13 protein-coding genes are annotated in these 15,100 nt (G+C 61.2%); 4 read left to right on the top strand and 9 right to left on the bottom strand.

Going from position 1 to position 15,100, the window contains the following annotated elements; all coding sequences use genetic code 11:
- Positions 1-345 precede the first annotated feature (345 nt).
- Entirely contained in the window at positions 346-1,314 is a 969-nt protein-coding gene (locus AC1DRN_RS07165) for a LysR family transcriptional regulator (protein WP_223459805.1), read from the bottom strand.
- Positions 1,315-1,505: 191 nt separating this feature from the next.
- Between AC1DRN_RS07165 and AC1DRN_RS07160 the strand changes: the two genes are divergently transcribed.
- The 4 genes from AC1DRN_RS07160 to AC1DRN_RS07145 all read left to right on the top strand — a co-directional run bounded on the left by AC1DRN_RS07160 (position 1,506) and on the right by AC1DRN_RS07145 (position 6,429).
- A complete protein-coding gene (locus AC1DRN_RS07160; RefSeq protein ID WP_223459807.1) occupies positions 1,506-3,005 on the top strand; it encodes an efflux transporter outer membrane subunit in 1,500 nt (499 codons plus the stop codon).
- Between the two features lie 138 nt (positions 3,006-3,143).
- On the top strand, positions 3,144-5,336 hold the full coding sequence (locus AC1DRN_RS07155) for an FUSC family protein (protein WP_457266027.1): 2,193 nt from the start codon (positions 3,144-3,146) through the stop codon (positions 5,334-5,336).
- Positions 5,326-5,526, top strand: coding sequence for a DUF1656 domain-containing protein (locus AC1DRN_RS07150; protein WP_015096751.1), 201 nt, complete (start codon positions 5,326-5,328; stop codon positions 5,524-5,526). Before AC1DRN_RS07155 ends, AC1DRN_RS07150 begins: the two co-directional genes overlap by 11 nt.
- Before the next feature lie 39 nt (positions 5,527-5,565).
- Positions 5,566-6,429, top strand: coding sequence for an efflux RND transporter periplasmic adaptor subunit (locus AC1DRN_RS07145; RefSeq protein WP_223459812.1), 864 nt, complete (start codon positions 5,566-5,568; stop codon positions 6,427-6,429).
- A 76-nt stretch (positions 6,430-6,505) separates the two neighbouring features.
- On the opposite strand, the gene AC1DRN_RS07140 is transcribed toward AC1DRN_RS07145, so the two are convergent.
- From AC1DRN_RS07140 to AC1DRN_RS07105, 8 genes are all read right to left on the bottom strand, one after another.
- Complete coding sequence (locus AC1DRN_RS07140; RefSeq protein WP_223459814.1) at positions 6,506-6,904, bottom strand: DUF4440 domain-containing protein; 399 nt, start codon at positions 6,902-6,904, stop codon at positions 6,506-6,508.
- 135 nt (positions 6,905-7,039) lie between these two features.
- On the bottom strand, positions 7,040-7,864 hold the full coding sequence (locus AC1DRN_RS07135) for an SDR family oxidoreductase (RefSeq protein ID WP_223459816.1): 825 nt from the start codon (positions 7,862-7,864) through the stop codon (positions 7,040-7,042).
- Positions 7,865-7,897: 33 nt separating this feature from the next.
- The gene (locus AC1DRN_RS07130) at positions 7,898-8,362 is read right to left on the bottom strand and encodes a multidrug transporter (protein WP_108214937.1); all 465 of its coding nucleotides are present in this window, start codon (positions 8,360-8,362) and stop codon (positions 7,898-7,900) included.
- 292 nt (positions 8,363-8,654) lie between these two features.
- Positions 8,655-10,106 carry a mannose-1-phosphate guanylyltransferase/mannose-6-phosphate isomerase gene (locus AC1DRN_RS07125; protein ID WP_223459818.1) on the bottom strand — a complete coding sequence of 484 codons (1,452 nt, stop codon included), beginning with the start codon at positions 10,104-10,106 and terminating at the stop codon, positions 8,655-8,657.
- A 225-nt stretch (positions 10,107-10,331) separates the two neighbouring features.
- Positions 10,332-10,988 (bottom strand): alginate O-acetyltransferase AlgF, encoded by a 657-nt coding sequence (locus AC1DRN_RS07120; protein WP_223459819.1) that lies wholly within the window; start codon positions 10,986-10,988, stop codon positions 10,332-10,334.
- 14 nt (positions 10,989-11,002) lie between these two features.
- A complete protein-coding gene (locus AC1DRN_RS07115) occupies positions 11,003-12,178 on the bottom strand; it encodes an alginate O-acetyltransferase (RefSeq protein ID WP_223459820.1) in 1,176 nt (391 codons plus the stop codon).
- 11 nt (positions 12,179-12,189) lie between these two features.
- Positions 12,190-13,755, bottom strand: a complete 1,566-nt coding sequence (locus AC1DRN_RS07110) for an MBOAT family O-acyltransferase (protein ID WP_223459822.1) — start codon at positions 13,753-13,755, stop codon at positions 12,190-12,192.
- 214 nt (positions 13,756-13,969) lie between these two features.
- Positions 13,970-15,094 (bottom strand): mannuronate-specific alginate lyase, encoded by a 1,125-nt coding sequence (locus AC1DRN_RS07105; RefSeq protein WP_223459825.1) that lies wholly within the window; start codon positions 15,092-15,094, stop codon positions 13,970-13,972.
- Between the last annotated feature and the right edge of the window lie 6 nt (positions 15,095-15,100).

Genomic DNA, 15,100 nt, shown 5'->3' with positions numbered 1-15,100 from the left:
CCTGGTTTTGCGATGCTGGATAACTGATGACATGAACGGCCAACCGGCCTGACGACAACCCTGGGCTCTCACACGGCTGCAAGGCCGTTCCCCTAATTAGGGTCGTTGGGCATCGATTCTCATCGAGGCGCGGGGGCCACAACCCCAACTCAGACGCCGGATAGATGAAAGCAAGCCAAACACGACATCAACAACAGTATTGCAGAAAAGGGGGTAACCATAGATGTGGGAGCGGGCTTGCCCGCGAAGGTGGCCTGACAGCCGGTCAATTTCTGGCAGATTTATGCAAATCCAAATGTGGGAGCGAGCTTGCTCCCACAAGGGATCAATCCTTGAACCGATGGATCAATTCGCCACCCGAACCCCACCCAGACTCCCGCTCAGTTCATACGCCGCCAGTTCCGCCTGATGCGCCGCCAGCAATTCCGGCAACGATCCGCGCAAATACTCGACCCAGGTCTTGATCTTCGCATCCAGGTACTGGCGCGACGGGTAGATGGCGTACAGGTTCAGTTCCTGCGAGCGGTATTTGGGCATCATGCGCACCAGCGTGCCGTTGCGCAGGCCTTCTATCGCGGCGTACAGCGGCAGGACGCCAACGCCCATGCCGCTGATGATCGCGGATTTCATCGCGTCGGCGGAGTTCACCAGGAACGGTGAGCTGTTGATGGTGACCATTTCCTGGCCGTCGGGACCGTCGAAGGCCCATTTCTCCAGCGGAATCACCGGGCTGACCAGGCGCAGGCAGGCGTGGTTGAGCAGGTCGCTGGGTTTTTGTGCGCAGCCGTTGGCTTTGACGTAGGCCGGCGAGGCGCAAACGATGCTGTAGGTGATGCCCAGACGCTGGGAGACGAAACCCGAATCCGGCAGTTCGCGGGCCAGGACGATGGACACGTCGTAGCCTTCGTCGAGCAGGTCCGGCACGCGGTTGGCCATGGTCAGGTCGAAGGTCACGTCCGGGTGGGTCTTGCGGTAGCGGGCGATGGCATCGATCACGAAGTGCTGGCCGATGCCGGTCATGGTGTGCACTTTCAGTTGCCCGGCCGGGCGGGCGTGGGCGTCGCTGGCCTCGGCTTCGGCTTCTTCGACATAGGCCAGGATCTGCTCGCAGCGCAGCAGGTAGCGTTTGCCGGCTTCGGTCAGGGCGATACGACGGGTCGTTCGGTTGAGCAGACGGGTTTGCAGGTGGGCTTCCAGGTTGGAGACCGCGCGCGAAACGTTGGCCGTGGTGGTGTCCAGTTGCACGGCGGCGGCGGTGAAGCTGCCCGCTTCGGCCACGTAACTGAAGGCGCGCATGTTTTGCAAAGTGTCCATGGGGTGCTCTCTCGTCGAATGACAAATTGTGACACGAAGTTTCTGTTTATTTACAGGCGACTAAGGATCTACCTACGGATTATCTCGTTAACGGTAACAAAGATTCACAGGAATCCCAGCTTATCGCCCTTCAGGCCGCCCCATAGAATTGCGCTCACCTCAAGAACACCCCACCTCAGGAAATCGCAGCAGTGCCGCGTCGCATCAGCAGAGCGCTTCAGTCGCTCAGTGTTTTGGCTTTAACCCTGGCAATCAGCGGCTGCATCGGAACCGGAGGTATTGCCCCACAGGGCAAGGCGCTGGAGGCCAATTCACTGGCCACCGACGAAGCGATCCAGAGCGCCGCGCAAGATGCGCACTGGCCCACCGCGCAATGGTGGCAGGCCTATGGTGACCCGCAACTGAATCGCTGGATCGACCTCGCCCTGCAAGGCAGTCCGACCCTGGCCATGGCCGCCGCCCGGGTGCGTCAGGCCAGGTCCATGGCCGGTGTGGCCGAAGCCGCCGAGTCGCTGCAGATCAATGGCGAGTCGACCCTCAAGCGCCATAACTGGCCTACCGACCAGTTCTATGGCCCCGGCGAGCTGGCCAACAGCACCACCTGGGACAATAACGCGGCGCTGGGTTTCAGCTATGCCCTCGACCTCTGGGGCCGGGAAAGCAATGCCACCGAGCGCGCCGTGGACATGGCGCACATGACCGTCGCCGAAGCACGCCAGGCCCAGCTCGAATTGCAGGACAACATCGTACGGGTCTACATCGAGTTGTCGTTGCATTACGCCCAGCGGGACATCGTCGAGGCGACCTTGAAGCAGCAACAGCAGATCCTTGAGCTGGCGCAAAAACGCCTGAGCGGGGGCATCGGCACCCATTTCGAAGTCAGCCAGGCCGAGACGCCGCTGCCGGAAACCCATCGCCAGATCGACGCCCTCGACGAAGAGATCGCCTTGAGCCGCAACCAGCTCGCCGCCCTCGCCGGCAAGGGGCCGGGGGAGGGCGCGCAGTTACAGCGGCCAACGTTGTCGTTGGGGGCGCCACTGAAACTGCCGTCGTCGCTGCCGGCGCAATTGCTCGGCCAACGCCCGGACGTGGTCGCCAGCCGCTGGCAAGTGGCGGCGCAGGCGCGGGGCATCGATGTCGCCCATGCCGGTTTCTACCCGAACGTCGACCTGGTCGGCAGCCTCGGCTACATGGCCACCGGCGGCGGGGCGCTGGAGTTCCTGACCGGCAAGAAACTCAACTACAGCGTGGGGCCGGCGATTTCATTGCCGATCTTCGATGGCGGGCGATTGCGTGGGGAATTGGGGGAAGCCTCGGCCGGGTATGACATCGCCGTGGCCAAGTACAACCAGACCCTGGTCAATGCCCTGAAAAACATCTCCGACCAGTTGATCCGCCGCGAGTCCATGGACAAGCAACAGGCTTTCGCCGCCGAGTCGGTGGCCACTGCGCAGAAGACCTACGACATCGCGATGATTGCCTACCAGCGCGGCCTGACCGACTACCTCAACGTGCTTAATGCCCAGACCTTGTTGTTCAAGCAGCAGCAGGTGCAGCAGCAGGTTCAGGCAGCGCGTTTGAGTGCCCATGCCGAGTTGGTGACGGCGTTGGGCGGTGGCCTCGGTGCCGGCAACGACGTGCCAAAAGACAGCCAGACCCAAGCGCCGAAAACCCCGAGCCTTTTGCGTTGAACACAACACCTGTGGGAGCGAGCTTGCTCGCGATGAGGGCGTGTCAGTCAGCAATCATGTCGCCTGACACACCGCTATCGCGAGCAGGCTCGCTCCTACAGGTTCCGGTTTTCCCTGGAATTTATTGAGCAGGATTTGATGACTCCCTTGCCCGCACCCTTGCGCTGGCTGTACTCCCTGGAATGGCGCCGGGGGCTCTTCGACTGGGCACGCAGCGACGGCGTGACCTGGGTCTACATCTTCAAGGTGTTGTTCTCCGCATTCCTGACGCTGTGGCTGGCCATGCGCCTGGAACTGCCGCAACCGCGCACGGCGATGATCACCGTGTTCATCGTCATGCAGCCGCAGAGCGGCCAGGTGTTCGCCAAGAGTTTCTATCGTTTTCTCGGCACCCTGGCCGGGTCGGCGGTGATGGTCGCGCTGATCGCCCTGTTTGCGCAGAACACTGAGCTGTTCCTCGGTTCGCTGGCGATCTGGGTCGGTATCTGCACGGCCGGCGCCGCCCGCTGCCGCAACTTCCGCGCCTACGGTTTCGTACTCGCCGGATACACCGCCGCGATGGTCGGCTTGCCCGCATTGGCCCATCCGGAGGGTGCGTTCATGGCGGCGGTCTGGCGGGTGCTGGAAATCTCGTTGGGCATTCTCTGTTCGACCCTGATCAGTGCTGCGATCCTGCCGCAATCGGCCAGCGCGGCGATGCGCAATGCCTTGTATCAGCGCTTTGGCGTGTTCGCCCTGTTCGTCACCGACGGCTTGCGTGGCCGCAGTCAACGCGAGGCGTTCGAGGCCGGCAACGTGCGTTTCATCGCCGAAGCCGTGGGCCTGGAAGGCTTGCGCAGCGTCACTGTGTTTGAAGACCCGCACATGCGTCGGCGCAATGGCCGCCTCAGTCGCCTGAACAGCGAGTTCATGGGCATCACCACGCGTTTCAACGCCTTGCATCAGTTGCTCGAACGCCTGCGCAGCAGCGCAGCGGATCAGGTAGTAGCGGCGATCAAACCGGGACTGCAGGACCTCGCCGAGCTGCTCGACGGCTTCAGCGGTCGAGCCCTGACCAGCGCCGATGCGGCGCGGCTGGTCACAGTGTTGAGCGCCTACAAGGAAGATTTGCCGGCGCGGGTGCGTTGTCTGCGGGCGACGTTCCAACAGAGCAATCCGAGCGATGCCGAACAACTGGATTTTCACACCGCCTACGAGTTGCTCTATCGTTTCGTCGACGACCTGCACGGTTATGCACAGACCCACGCCTCCCTGGCCGATCACAGTCATGAACGGGAGCGCTGGGACGAGCCGTTCACTCCGCAAACCAACTGGATGGCAGCGGCAGCATCGGGGATTCGCGCAGCGTTCATCCTGGTGGTTTTGGGCAGCTACTGGGTGGCAACCGCCTGGCCGAGCGGCGCGACCATGACCCTGATTGCCGCCGCGACCGTGGGCCTGTCCGCCGCCACCCCGAACCCGAAACGCATGGCCTTTCAGATGGCGTGCGGGACATTGCTCGGGGCGCTGATCGGCTTCGTCGAGATGTTTTTCATTTTCCCGTGGATCGACGGATTTCCGTTGTTGTGTGTGATGCTCGCGCCGGTGATCGTACTGGGTTCGTTCCTGACCTCGCGGCCGCAATACGTCGGCGTCGGCCTGGGCTTGCTGATCTTCTTCAGCACCGGTTCGGTGCCGGACAACCTCACGGTTTACAACCCCTATACCTTCATCAACGACTACATCGCCATGGTAATGGGCATGCTGGTGTGCGCAGCGGCCGGAGCGATCATTCTACCGCCCAACAGCCGCTGGCTGTGGCGTCGGCTGGAGCAGGACCTGCGCGCTCAGGTGGTGTACGCCATCAGTGGCAAGCTCAAGGGTTTGGCCTCGAGTTTTGAAAGCCGCACCCGCGATCTGGTGCATCAGGCCTACGGCTTCGCGGCGGGTCAACCGCAAGTGCAGCGGGACTTGTTGCGCTGGATGTTCGTGGTGCTGGAAGTCGGTCACGCGATCATCGAATTGCGCAAGGAACAGGCGATTTTGCCGGTGCATTCGGCCTATGCCGAATCCCAGCCGTGGCGCCAGGCGATCCGGGTGATGGGGCGTGCGCTGGTGCGGTTGTTCCTGCAACCGAACAGCAGCAACCTCGAACGCGCGCTGATCGCGGTCGATCATGCCATCAGCCGTGTGCAGTCCACCGACGAACCCTTCGCCCCGCACTTCGATACTTCGGCGTTGCGCCGGGTGAAGAGTTACCTGCACTTCATCCGCACCTCTCTACTTGATCCGCAATCACCGCTTGCGGCCTTCGCAAACAGCCAGCCCCAAGGACTTGAGCATGCCTCGTGAAATCGCCTTCCACGGCGTGTACATGCCGACCATGACCCTGATGTTTTTCATCGCGGCGGCGCTTGCCTGGGCGCTCGACCGGTTCCTGTCCGGGTTCGACCTGTACCGTTTTTTCTGGCACCCGGCGTTGCTGCGCCTGAGTCTGTTTACTTGTCTGTTCGGCGCCATGGCGCTGACTGTCTACCGTTGACTCTCTATCACTGACTCTCTATCTCTGAAGAATGCCCCGATGAAAAAGTTTTTCAGCCTGCTCGCGACCTTGCTGGTGCTGGCCCTCGCGCTGTGGATCGGCCGCTCCTTGTGGGAGCACTACATGAACACGCCGTGGACCCGTGACGGCCGCGTGCGCGCCGATATCATCAACGTCGCCGCAGACGTCACAGGCGAAGTGGTGGACGTGCCGGTGCGCGATAACCAACTGGTGAAGAAGGGCGATTTGCTGATGCAGATCGATCCCGAGCACTACCGTCTGGCAGTCAAGCAGGCTCAGAGCCTGGTGGCATCGCGCAAGGCGACCTGGGAGATGCGCAAGGTCAACGCCCACCGTCGCGCCGATATGGACAACCTGGTGATCTCCCGGGAAAACCGTGACGATGCCAGCAATCTTGCTGACTCGGCCCTGGCCGATTACCAGCAGGCCCAGGCGCAACTGGAAGCCGCCGAACTCAATCTCAAACGCACTGAAGTGCGCGCGGCGGTGGACGGCTACGTCACCAACCTCAACGTGCATCGCGGCGACTATGCGCGCATCGGCGAGGCGAAAATGGCCGTGGTCGACATGAACTCGTTCTGGGTCTACGGCTTCTTCGAAGAAACCAAGCTGCCCCATGTGCGCGTCGGTGATAAGGCGGACATGCAACTGATGAGCGGCGAAGTGCTCAAGGGCCATGTGGAAAGCATCTCCCGCGGCATCTACGACCGCGACAACCCGGAAAGCCGCGAGTTGATCGCCGATGTAAACCCGACCTTCAACTGGGTTCGCCTGGCGCAACGGGTGCCGGTGCGCATTCACATCGATGAAGTGCCGGAGGGTGTGGTGTTGGCGGCGGGGATTACTTGTACGGTGGTGGTGAAGCAGGATGGAGGGGCATGACTTGTAGACCGGGTGGCCCCATCGCGGGCAAGCCCGCGATGGGAACGACTCGGTTGAGCAGGTATAAAACAGCGGTTCACTCCTTGCAAAACGTCTCATGCAAATGCCGCCAGATCACCCGGCCATCCGCCTGCTTCTCGAACACGACCGTGGAGCGACGATCCGAGTGCAGTCCGGTCGCATCGGTTTGTTGTTCGCGGTAACTCACGGTCGCGCCGCCGTCGTACAACGCAATACCACGCAACTCGCTGAGCTCGATGCGAAACCCGAGTTTCTTGCCGCCCGCCAGCATGAACAATTCGTTCAGCGCGTCAAAATCCAGCACCCGACCGAGCGGCGAGACCATGGAAAACTGCGGCGAAAAACGGGTCAGCAGTTGTTCGAGTTCAGACGCGTCCCGTTCTTCGGCCAGCCATTGCTCGATGGCCACGTGGGCCTGGATCACTTCGTCGAAGTATTCGGTGTAGTCGGTCATGTTGTTTCCTGAAATTCTGTGGTGTCTGTTCTGACGCCATCGCGATCAAGCTCGCTCCCACAGGATTAGCGCCATCTGAAAATCTGCGCATGACCTGTGGGAGCGAGCTTGCTCGCGATTGCAGGCGACTCGGTCTCAGAGCTGCCCACGCAACCCGAACCGCTTCATCAGCCCCGATTCCAGCAGCCCCTTGGGCAACAACCCGGCGAGCAGCGGCAACGCACGACTGCCATTGCCCAGGCGCACCAGGCGCGCAGGTTTGCTCCGCTGTACAGCCTTGAGTAACCCGGCGGCGAATTCACTGGCCGGGGTCGGTTTGTCCTGGGAAGCCCTGGCCCGGGCACGAATGCCTTCGCGCAGCGGGAACCATGGCGATTGTTCGCTGATCAGTTGCTCCGCTTCGTGCCCCGCATTCCTGGCGAAACTGGAGGCGATGGCCCCCGGCTGGACTTCCATGACCCGCACGCCGAACGGCGCCAGTTCCATGCGCAAGGCATCGCTCAAGGCATGCACGGCGGCTTTCGAGGCGCAGTAGGCGCCGGCGAATGGCGTGACCAACACACCCGAAACGCTGCCGATATTCACGACCAGTCCTTTGGTCCGGCGCAGCACGGGAAACATCGCGCGAGTGACGCCAACGACAGCGAACACATTGGTTTCGAACTGGCGCTGCATGGCCGGTACGCCGCCATCGAGCAGTGGTCCCATGGCGCCATAACCCGCGTTGTTGATCAGCACGTCGAGACCACCGCGCTCCTGGTTGATGCGGTCACTCAACTGCTCAAGGGCAACACCGTCGTTTACGTCAAGTTGCACGGCGGTAAATCCGGCAGCGCTCAGCATGGCGACGTCTTCGGCCTTGCGCGCACTGGCCCAGACTTCATAGCCGGCGCCCTTGAACGCATCGGCAAGGGCGCGGCCAATGCCACTGGAACAACCGGTAATCAACGCGACGGGCATGGCGCATTCCTTGTGCAAAAAATGGGAGAGGGATCAGTCGGAAAAACTACCCTGCAATCGCTCGGCGCGAAACTCCAGGGTTTCCGGACGGTAGCCAGGGCGCAATGGCGGCAGCGGCAAGCAATCTTCCCAGTTGCCACCGGCCTGCAATTCGCCGGGGCCACGGTAGCGCGGGGCGGTGTATTGATTGTCGGCCAGGTTCACCGTATCGCCCGGTGCATAGGCCGCGACTCGCCAGCGCAGCTCGGTTAGCGGCACGTCATTGCCGTTGTTCAAGGTCAATTGCAATGGGCGGTCGGCGGGACATTGCTGCGGCGCGTAGCTGATGCGCAACTCCAGGCGTTGCAGCTGCTTGAGTTCGCGGTGGTCCATCCAGATGACCCAGGTGGCGACGATGCCCAACCCCGCGGCGGCGGCCATGGAAACGGGCAAGGCCTTGGCCGGATAGCGCAGCAACAGGATCAGCCAAGTGATGACCAGCAGGACGCCGATGAACATGACGTGAATTCTCGGGGACAGAGAGGGTCATCCTACCTAAGCGCAGGTAAGGTTGGCGATGAACTTGATTACTGTGGAGGATGTTTTGGCCTCATCGCGAGCAAGCTCGCTCCCACAGGGTTTTGTGGTTGATCACAGAATTTGTGTTCGCCTCAGTCCACTGTGGGAGCGAGCTTGCTCGCGATGAGGTCAGGCAAGGCAATACAAAACCCAGTGCAAAAAAAGCCCCCGCCCAGCCTGCTGCGGATAGGGACGCAGCAGGCTGGACGAGGGCTTCTTGTTTTACTGAGTGTTACTGCGCGATGGTTTTCACCGCCACGCCACGCTCAACCGGCGTCGAGCGCCCGTAGATATCTTCAAACCGCTCGATATCGTCCTCGCCCAGGTAGCTGCCGGATTGAACCTCGATGATCTCCAACGGGATCTTGCCCGGGTTGCGCAAACGGTGAACCGAAGCAATCGGAATATAGGTCGACTGGTTCTCGGTCAGCAGGAACACGTTCTCGTCACAGGTCACTTCGGCGGTGCCGCTGACCACGATCCAGTGTTCGGCGCGGTGGTGGTGCATCTGCAGCGACAGGCAAGCGCCCGGTTTGACCGAGATGTGCTTGACCTGGAAGCGCCCGCCCATGTCCACCGAGTCATAGGAGCCCCACGGACGGTAGACCTCGCAGTGGTTCTGGGTTTCGCTGCGGCCCTGTTCGTTGAGGGTGTTGACCATCTGCTTCACGCCTTGGACCTTGTCCTTGTGGGCGATCATCATGGCGTCCTTGGTTTCGACCACGACGATGTTTTCCAGGCCGATCACCGACACCAGTTTGCCGTTGCCGTGGATCATGCAGTTTTTGCTGTCCTGGATCACCACGTCGCCTTTGGTGACGTTGCCGTTGGCGTCTTTTTTATTGACTTCCCACAGCGACGACCAGCAACCGACATCGCTCCAGCCAGCGGTCAATGGCACGACGCAGGCGCGTTGGGTTTTTTCCATCACCGAGTAGTCGATGGAGTTGTCCGGGCAGCAGGCGAAGGTGGCTTCGTCGAAGGTGATGGTGTCGGCATCCTGCTGGCTGCGTTCCAGGGTCAGCAGGCAGGTGTCGTAGATGTCCGGATCGTGCTTCTTCAACTCTTCGAGGAAGCGGCTGGCGCGGAACAGGAACATGCCGCTGTTCCAGAAGTAACCGCCGGACTGGACGAACTCGGTGGCGCGCTTCACGTCAGGTTTTTCGACGAAGTGCGAGACGCGGCTGACACCTTCAGGCAGCAGCGAGTCGTTGGTCGACTTGATGTAGCCATAACCGGTTTCCGGCTTGGTGGCCGGCACGCCGAACAGCACCATTTCACCGTTTTCGGCGGCGACGGTGGCCAGGGCCAGTGCACGCTGCAGGGCTTTCTGGTCTTCCAGCACGTGGTCGGCCGGCAGCACCAGCATCAGCTCGTCGCGACCTTCGCTGACCAGCATCATCGCGGTCAGGGCCACGGCTGGCGCGGTGTTGCGCCCGAACGGCTCCATCAGGATGCGCTGGGTTTCGAGTTTGCGCGCGGCCAACTGCTCGTTGACGATGAAACGGTGGTCCTTGTTGCAGACCACGATTGGCGTGTCCATGCCTTCGAACACCAGGCGTTCCAGGGTTTGCTGGAACAGGGTGTGTTCGCCGGTCAGGGCCAGGAACTGCTTGGGGAATTGTTTGCGGGAAAGCGGCCAAAGACGTGAGCCGCTACCACCTGACAAGATCACCGGAATCATGTTGTTACTCCTTGAATATCGATTGGTTAGAGCTACTGCGTTCTGTCGTTTCACTCTTGTTTTTGTCTCGTGTCCGGGCTGGCGCGGCGGTCCTCTGTAGGAGCGAGCCTGCTCGCGATGGACGTCAACGAAAACGCGTTCTGTCTGGCTAAACGCGTTGCCCTGACGTTTTTCGCGAGCAGGCTCGCTCCTACAGGGGGGACATGTGCCAGTCCGGATAATTTGTTAGCGCGTCGACACCGGGCGTTTCACCCAGACCGGCGACAGGCTGCTGCCGCTGCCGGTGACGTACAGCACCGCAGCTTCACCGCGTTCCAGGGCGACCGGTTTCACGTCACCGACTTTGGTGGTGCCGTCGTACAAGGCCAGGCTGACCTTCACCGGGTTGATTTCACGCTCGCCGCGACCCTTGGGCGCAACGTTCGGGACCACGTCGGTCTTGCCATCGGCGGTCTTCAGGGTCAGCGCCTTGTCGCTGAGGTTTTGCACGCGTACCAGGGACTTCTGCTTGTTCTTGAACGGCGGCTCCTCGATCAGTTGCGGTGCGCCGCTGGCGTTGTTGACCAGGGTGTAATAGTGGTCGCCGGCCAGTTTCACCGGCAGGCTCTGGCTACCGACCTTGGCGCTGTAGTCGCCGCCCGGCATGAAGCTGAAGTCACTGCTCGATAGCGGCGCGACGTCGCTCAGGCTGGTGCTGCCGACGGTGGCGCTGACTTCGGCGTTGCTGGCGTTGTAGATGCGCACGAAGGTCGAGCCTTTCGGCGCGGTCGGGCCGTACAGGGCGGCGTCGCCACCGGCGAAAGCCTGTACCGACAGCACGCTGAGGCCGGCAACCAGGGCAAAGCTTTTAGCGAGACGACGAGGAGTTGTAGTGAAAGTCATGGTGTACCTCTCTTTCAGTTTTGCGCCCGGTCGGGCGTCTCGGATTTGTTGATGTTGGCTACGTTTTGTTGGCGGGCGCCGGCTTGTTTAAGCTCTGCGACCCACTGCGGGTCGGCGTCGCCGATTTCGTTGTTCACGGGCAGATATCGTTCAGGGAACTCCCAGATCAGCACCTGTGGCGGGCTGTTCTTGAAGGCATCGCTTTTCAGGTAGCTGAGCATCGGCAGAATCGGGCCGTGGCCGTCTTCGGCGTAATTGACCACGTCGCTGTTCAGCGCTTGCTTGAGTGCACCGACGAAGTTCCAGTTGGGATTGGCGCTGTAGCTGGTGCCGATCAGAGCCACCGGCACTTCGTTGTTGGCGAACAGCGCGTCGTCGCCGGCGGGCTGATCTTCAGCTGCGACCGTATTGCGCTTCTGCAAGGGTTCTGCCTTGGGCATCAGGTTTTCGAATAGCGGGTCCAGTGGCAGGAACAGGCGCAGGTCGCCCTTGTGGGTGATGGTCTCCGCAGGTTCTGTGACGAAGCGCTGCGGCTCGCCGCTCAGCGGGTACTTGTCGGCAATGGTCTTGGCCAGACGGATGGCGGCGATCTCGGCGCCTTGCGGGGTCCAGTGGGTGTCGGTGCGCAGGAACACTTGCTGGCCATCCTGTTTGGCCTGTTGCAGCGGGCCGAGMAGGTCAGGGGCCGGAATCCGGTCGGCGGCCAGGCGCTGGTGGAAGTCCTTGTAGAGGTTGGCGTGGATGCTCGCCGGTTTCACCTCACCGAGGTGTTCCGGGTACAGGCGCACCTTGGCCGGCACCACCGCCATCACCAGTTGCACGCCTTTCTCTTTCAGGGTCTGGCGCACGCCTTCGACCAGCGCGTAGTTGCCTTGCAGGTTCAACTCTTCGTTGACCACCGGGTGGAATTCTTCATCGCTGTACAACCACTGGTCGCGACCGAGCACCACGCCCGGACGACCTTCGTTGAACAGTTTGAAATCCAGCGCGGCCCAGAGATTGGTGCCCAGGCGCTTGATCGGGAACTCATCGTCGTAGTGGGTTTCCACGGCCTTGGTCCAGCGACCGTTGAGCACCGTCGCATCGGCGTTGGTGCTGAAGCCGAAGAAGCTGCGCACCGACCACAGACCCAGCACCAGCAGGGTCACCAGGAACAGCGCGATGTAGAAAATGCGTAATGAGCGGGTCATGGTCAGATCCCTCAGAACTGGAAGTAAAGGAACGGCGAGAAGCTTTGCGCCGAGAGTTTGAGAATCGAGGCGATGAACAGCAGCAGCACCAGCGCACGCATCACGTAGCGCGACCAGTCAGCGGTCCGGTAGGCCGGTTGCACCTGGGCTTCGACGCCGACGGTGTAGCCAGGCTGGTGGATGTTCGCCGGGTTATCCCCAGGCACGGCCTTGATCGTTCCCGGTGTCGCAGCGGCCGGGCCGTCGGCGTCGACGTTCACTGCAGGCTTGGTCTTGGCCGGTGGCTGATTGGTGTAGAAGTCGCGCAGGCCGAAGAACGCCAGGGTCACGTAAGCCACGATCAGGGTTGCCACTTGCAGGCCGGTGAGGCTGGCCTGGTTGAGTTCCGACAGCGACCAGTCGCCGAAGCTGAACATCGCGCCGTACATGCGCCCGGCGACGTGCAGGTTTTCCGCGCGGAAGATCACCCAGCCCATCACCACCAGCAGGAAGGTCATCACCCAGCGGATCGGGTTGAAGCTGCGTGGCGAGGTGTTCAGGCCGATGGCTTTTTCAATCGCCAGCCACATGCCGTGCCACGCACCCCAGACGATGTAGGTGATGTTCGCGCCGTGCCACAGACCGCCGAGCAGCATGGTCAGGAACAGGTTGCGATAGGTCATCAGCGTGCCTTTGCGGTTACCGCCGAGGGTGATGTACAGGTAGTCACGCAGCCAGGTCGACAGGCTGATGTGCCAGCGCCGCCAGAACTCGGTGATCGACTGGCTGACGTAAGGCTGCTTGAAGTTTTCCATGAAGCGAAAACCCATCATCAGGCCCAGGCCGATGGCCATGTCGCTGTAACCGGAGAAGTCGAAATACAGCTGCGCGGTGTACGCCAGTGCGCCGAGCCAGGCATCGCCCGTGGTCGGGTTTTGCAGGGCGAAGCAGTGGTCGGCCACCACCGCCAGAGTATCGGCGATGAAGACTTTCTTGATGAAACCCTGCATGAACCGCGTGCAGCCCTCGGAGAACTTGTCGAGGGTGTGGGTGCGGTTATTGAACTGGTCGGCCAGGTCGCGGAAACGCAACACGGGGCCGGCGATCAAGTGCGGGAAAATCGCCACGAATGCCGCGAAGTCGATCAGGTTGCGGGTCGCCGGGGTATCACCACGGTAGACGTCGATGATGTAGCTGATGGACTCGAAAATGTAGAACGAGATGCCGATCGGCAACAGCACGTGGGTCAGGATGAAGGGCGAAAGACCCACCGACGTCATCATCGCGTTGATGCTGTCGACGCCGAAGTTGGCGTACTTGAAGTAGCCGAGGATGCACAGGTCGACGGCCACGCCGAGCAGCAGCCAGCGCTGCGCCGGTTTGGTCCTGACCCCGGCGGCACCGACTTTCAGGCCGATCCAGTAGTTCCACAGCGTGACGCCGGCGAACAGCGCGAGGAAGTCCACGCGCCACCAGGCGTAGAACACGTAACTGGCAATCAGCAGCAGCAGATTGCGATAGCGTTGCCCGCTCAGGTAGTACAAGCCGAGGAAGATCGGCAAGAACAAAAACAGGAACACGTTGGATGAAAAAACCATCCCGGTCTCTCCTTGTTTGAACCAACAGTCAAGGGCCAACGGCCCCCCCAAACCCCCCATGGAAAAACTGGGGGGCTAACTCACAAATCTCAAACTCGACACTGAACCTGTAGGAGTGAGCCTGCTCGCGATAGCGGACTGACATTCAGCATTGGTGTTGCCTGACACTCAGTCATCGCGAGCAGGCTCACTCCTACAAAGGTTTGTGTTTGCCCTAGGAACCCTTGCTGCCCTTGTCATTGGCCGGGTCGTAGACCTTGGTCAGGTCACCGCCGAGGCGGAAGTTCTTGAACGGTTGCATCTTGTGCTTTTTGTCCAGCACGTCCGGCGTACAGGTGTAGAGCGAGCAGAACGGTTCGAGCCAGGCGAATTTCATGCCCTCTTTCAGGTCGGTCATGTCCTGGTCCTTGCCGTTCTTTTTCTCGAACTGCTCCGGGTCTTTAACCCCGGACAGCACCCGATCACCCAGGCGTTTCAGTGCGCCATTGTTTTCCTGGCGCAGATCCACACCGTTGACCTGGGCGAAACTGGCGATCATCGCCAGCGGCGGCAGGGCGTAGTTGTGGTAGGCCAGGGCCCGTTGCTGGCGCTTGAGTTCGTTGGGCAGGTAGCCGTCGGCGTCGATCTGATTGGCGCCGACCTTGTATTCCTTCACCGCCCAGTCGAACAGGTCGCGACGGTTGGTGGCGACGGAAGTGGCCATCACCGACCAGGCTGCCCAGTACGAGTGGTTGTTGGTCTGGTCGAGCGGCAGGTTGTCCCAGTCGCTGACCACCTGGTCGGCCATCTTGCTGAACCAGGCTTCGATCAACTGGGCTTCCTGTTGATGGGTGGCCAGGGGATGGGAGTCGGAAAACTTCAGGCGGATATACGCCGAAGCCATGCTGCCCAATGCCCATTTGCGCATCGACTTGCCGGTGTGATTGAAGTCCTTGGACATCAGCGCGTCGGCCTGGGCCCAGGCCGCCAGCCAGCTCAATGTGCATTCCAGTTGTTCCGGGCGACCGTCCCGCATGAACTGCATCACGCGCTTGCTGGTGCCGCGCTCGATCTTGGTGATGTCGGCGGTGCTCTCGCGAAAGGCTTTTTCCGACTGCACGTTCAGGGTCGCGCGGGCCTTGTCCGAACCTTCGTACTTGCTGCGAAATTGCAACGAGCCGGTGTACGGCGTCGGCATTGCATCGCAGCCTTCGCTCTTGTCGCCCGTCTTGAATTTATCCACAGGTGAAAAATAGCCCTGGGGTGGACGCAGTGGCGCAGCCGCTTGTGTGGCTCCGGCGAACATCGCCAGGCTCAAAAGCGTCGGTGCCAACAGTGTTGAAAATTTCGGATTGCGCATGGCAGA

The sequence above is a fragment of the Pseudomonas sp. P5_B3 genome (assembly GCF_056400405.1).
This window is presented reverse-complemented; position numbering and strand designations above follow the sequence as displayed.

Coding starts and splice junctions, on each gene's coding strand:
- AC1DRN_RS07130 (WP_108214937.1), bottom strand. CDS start 8,362: ATGTTCATCGGCGTCCTGCTGGTCATCACTTGGCTGATCCTGTTGCTG.
- AC1DRN_RS07120 (WP_223459819.1), bottom strand. CDS start 10,988: ATGACTTTCACTACAACTCCTCGTCGTCTCGCTAAAAGCTTTGCCCTG.
- AC1DRN_RS07135 (WP_223459816.1), bottom strand. CDS start 7,864: ATGCCCGTCGCGTTGATTACCGGTTGTTCCAGTGGCATTGGCCGCGCC.
- AC1DRN_RS07105 (WP_223459825.1), bottom strand. CDS start 15,094: ATGCGCAATCCGAAATTTTCAACACTGTTGGCACCGACGCTTTTGAGC.
- AC1DRN_RS07165 (WP_223459805.1), bottom strand. CDS start 1,314: ATGGACACTTTGCAAAACATGCGCGCCTTCAGTTACGTGGCCGAAGCG.
- AC1DRN_RS07150 (WP_015096751.1), top strand. CDS start 5,326: ATGCCTCGTGAAATCGCCTTCCACGGCGTGTACATGCCGACCATGACC.
- AC1DRN_RS07140 (WP_223459814.1), bottom strand. CDS start 6,904: ATGACCGACTACACCGAATACTTCGACGAAGTGATCCAGGCCCACGTG.
- AC1DRN_RS07155 (WP_457266027.1), top strand. CDS start 3,144: ATGACTCCCTTGCCCGCACCCTTGCGCTGGCTGTACTCCCTGGAATGG.
- AC1DRN_RS07145 (WP_223459812.1), top strand. CDS start 5,566: ATGAAAAAGTTTTTCAGCCTGCTCGCGACCTTGCTGGTGCTGGCCCTC.
- AC1DRN_RS07125 (WP_223459818.1), bottom strand. CDS start 10,106: ATGATTCCGGTGATCTTGTCAGGTGGTAGCGGCTCACGTCTTTGGCCG.
- AC1DRN_RS07110 (WP_223459822.1), bottom strand. CDS start 13,755: ATGGTTTTTTCATCCAACGTGTTCCTGTTTTTGTTCTTGCCGATCTTC.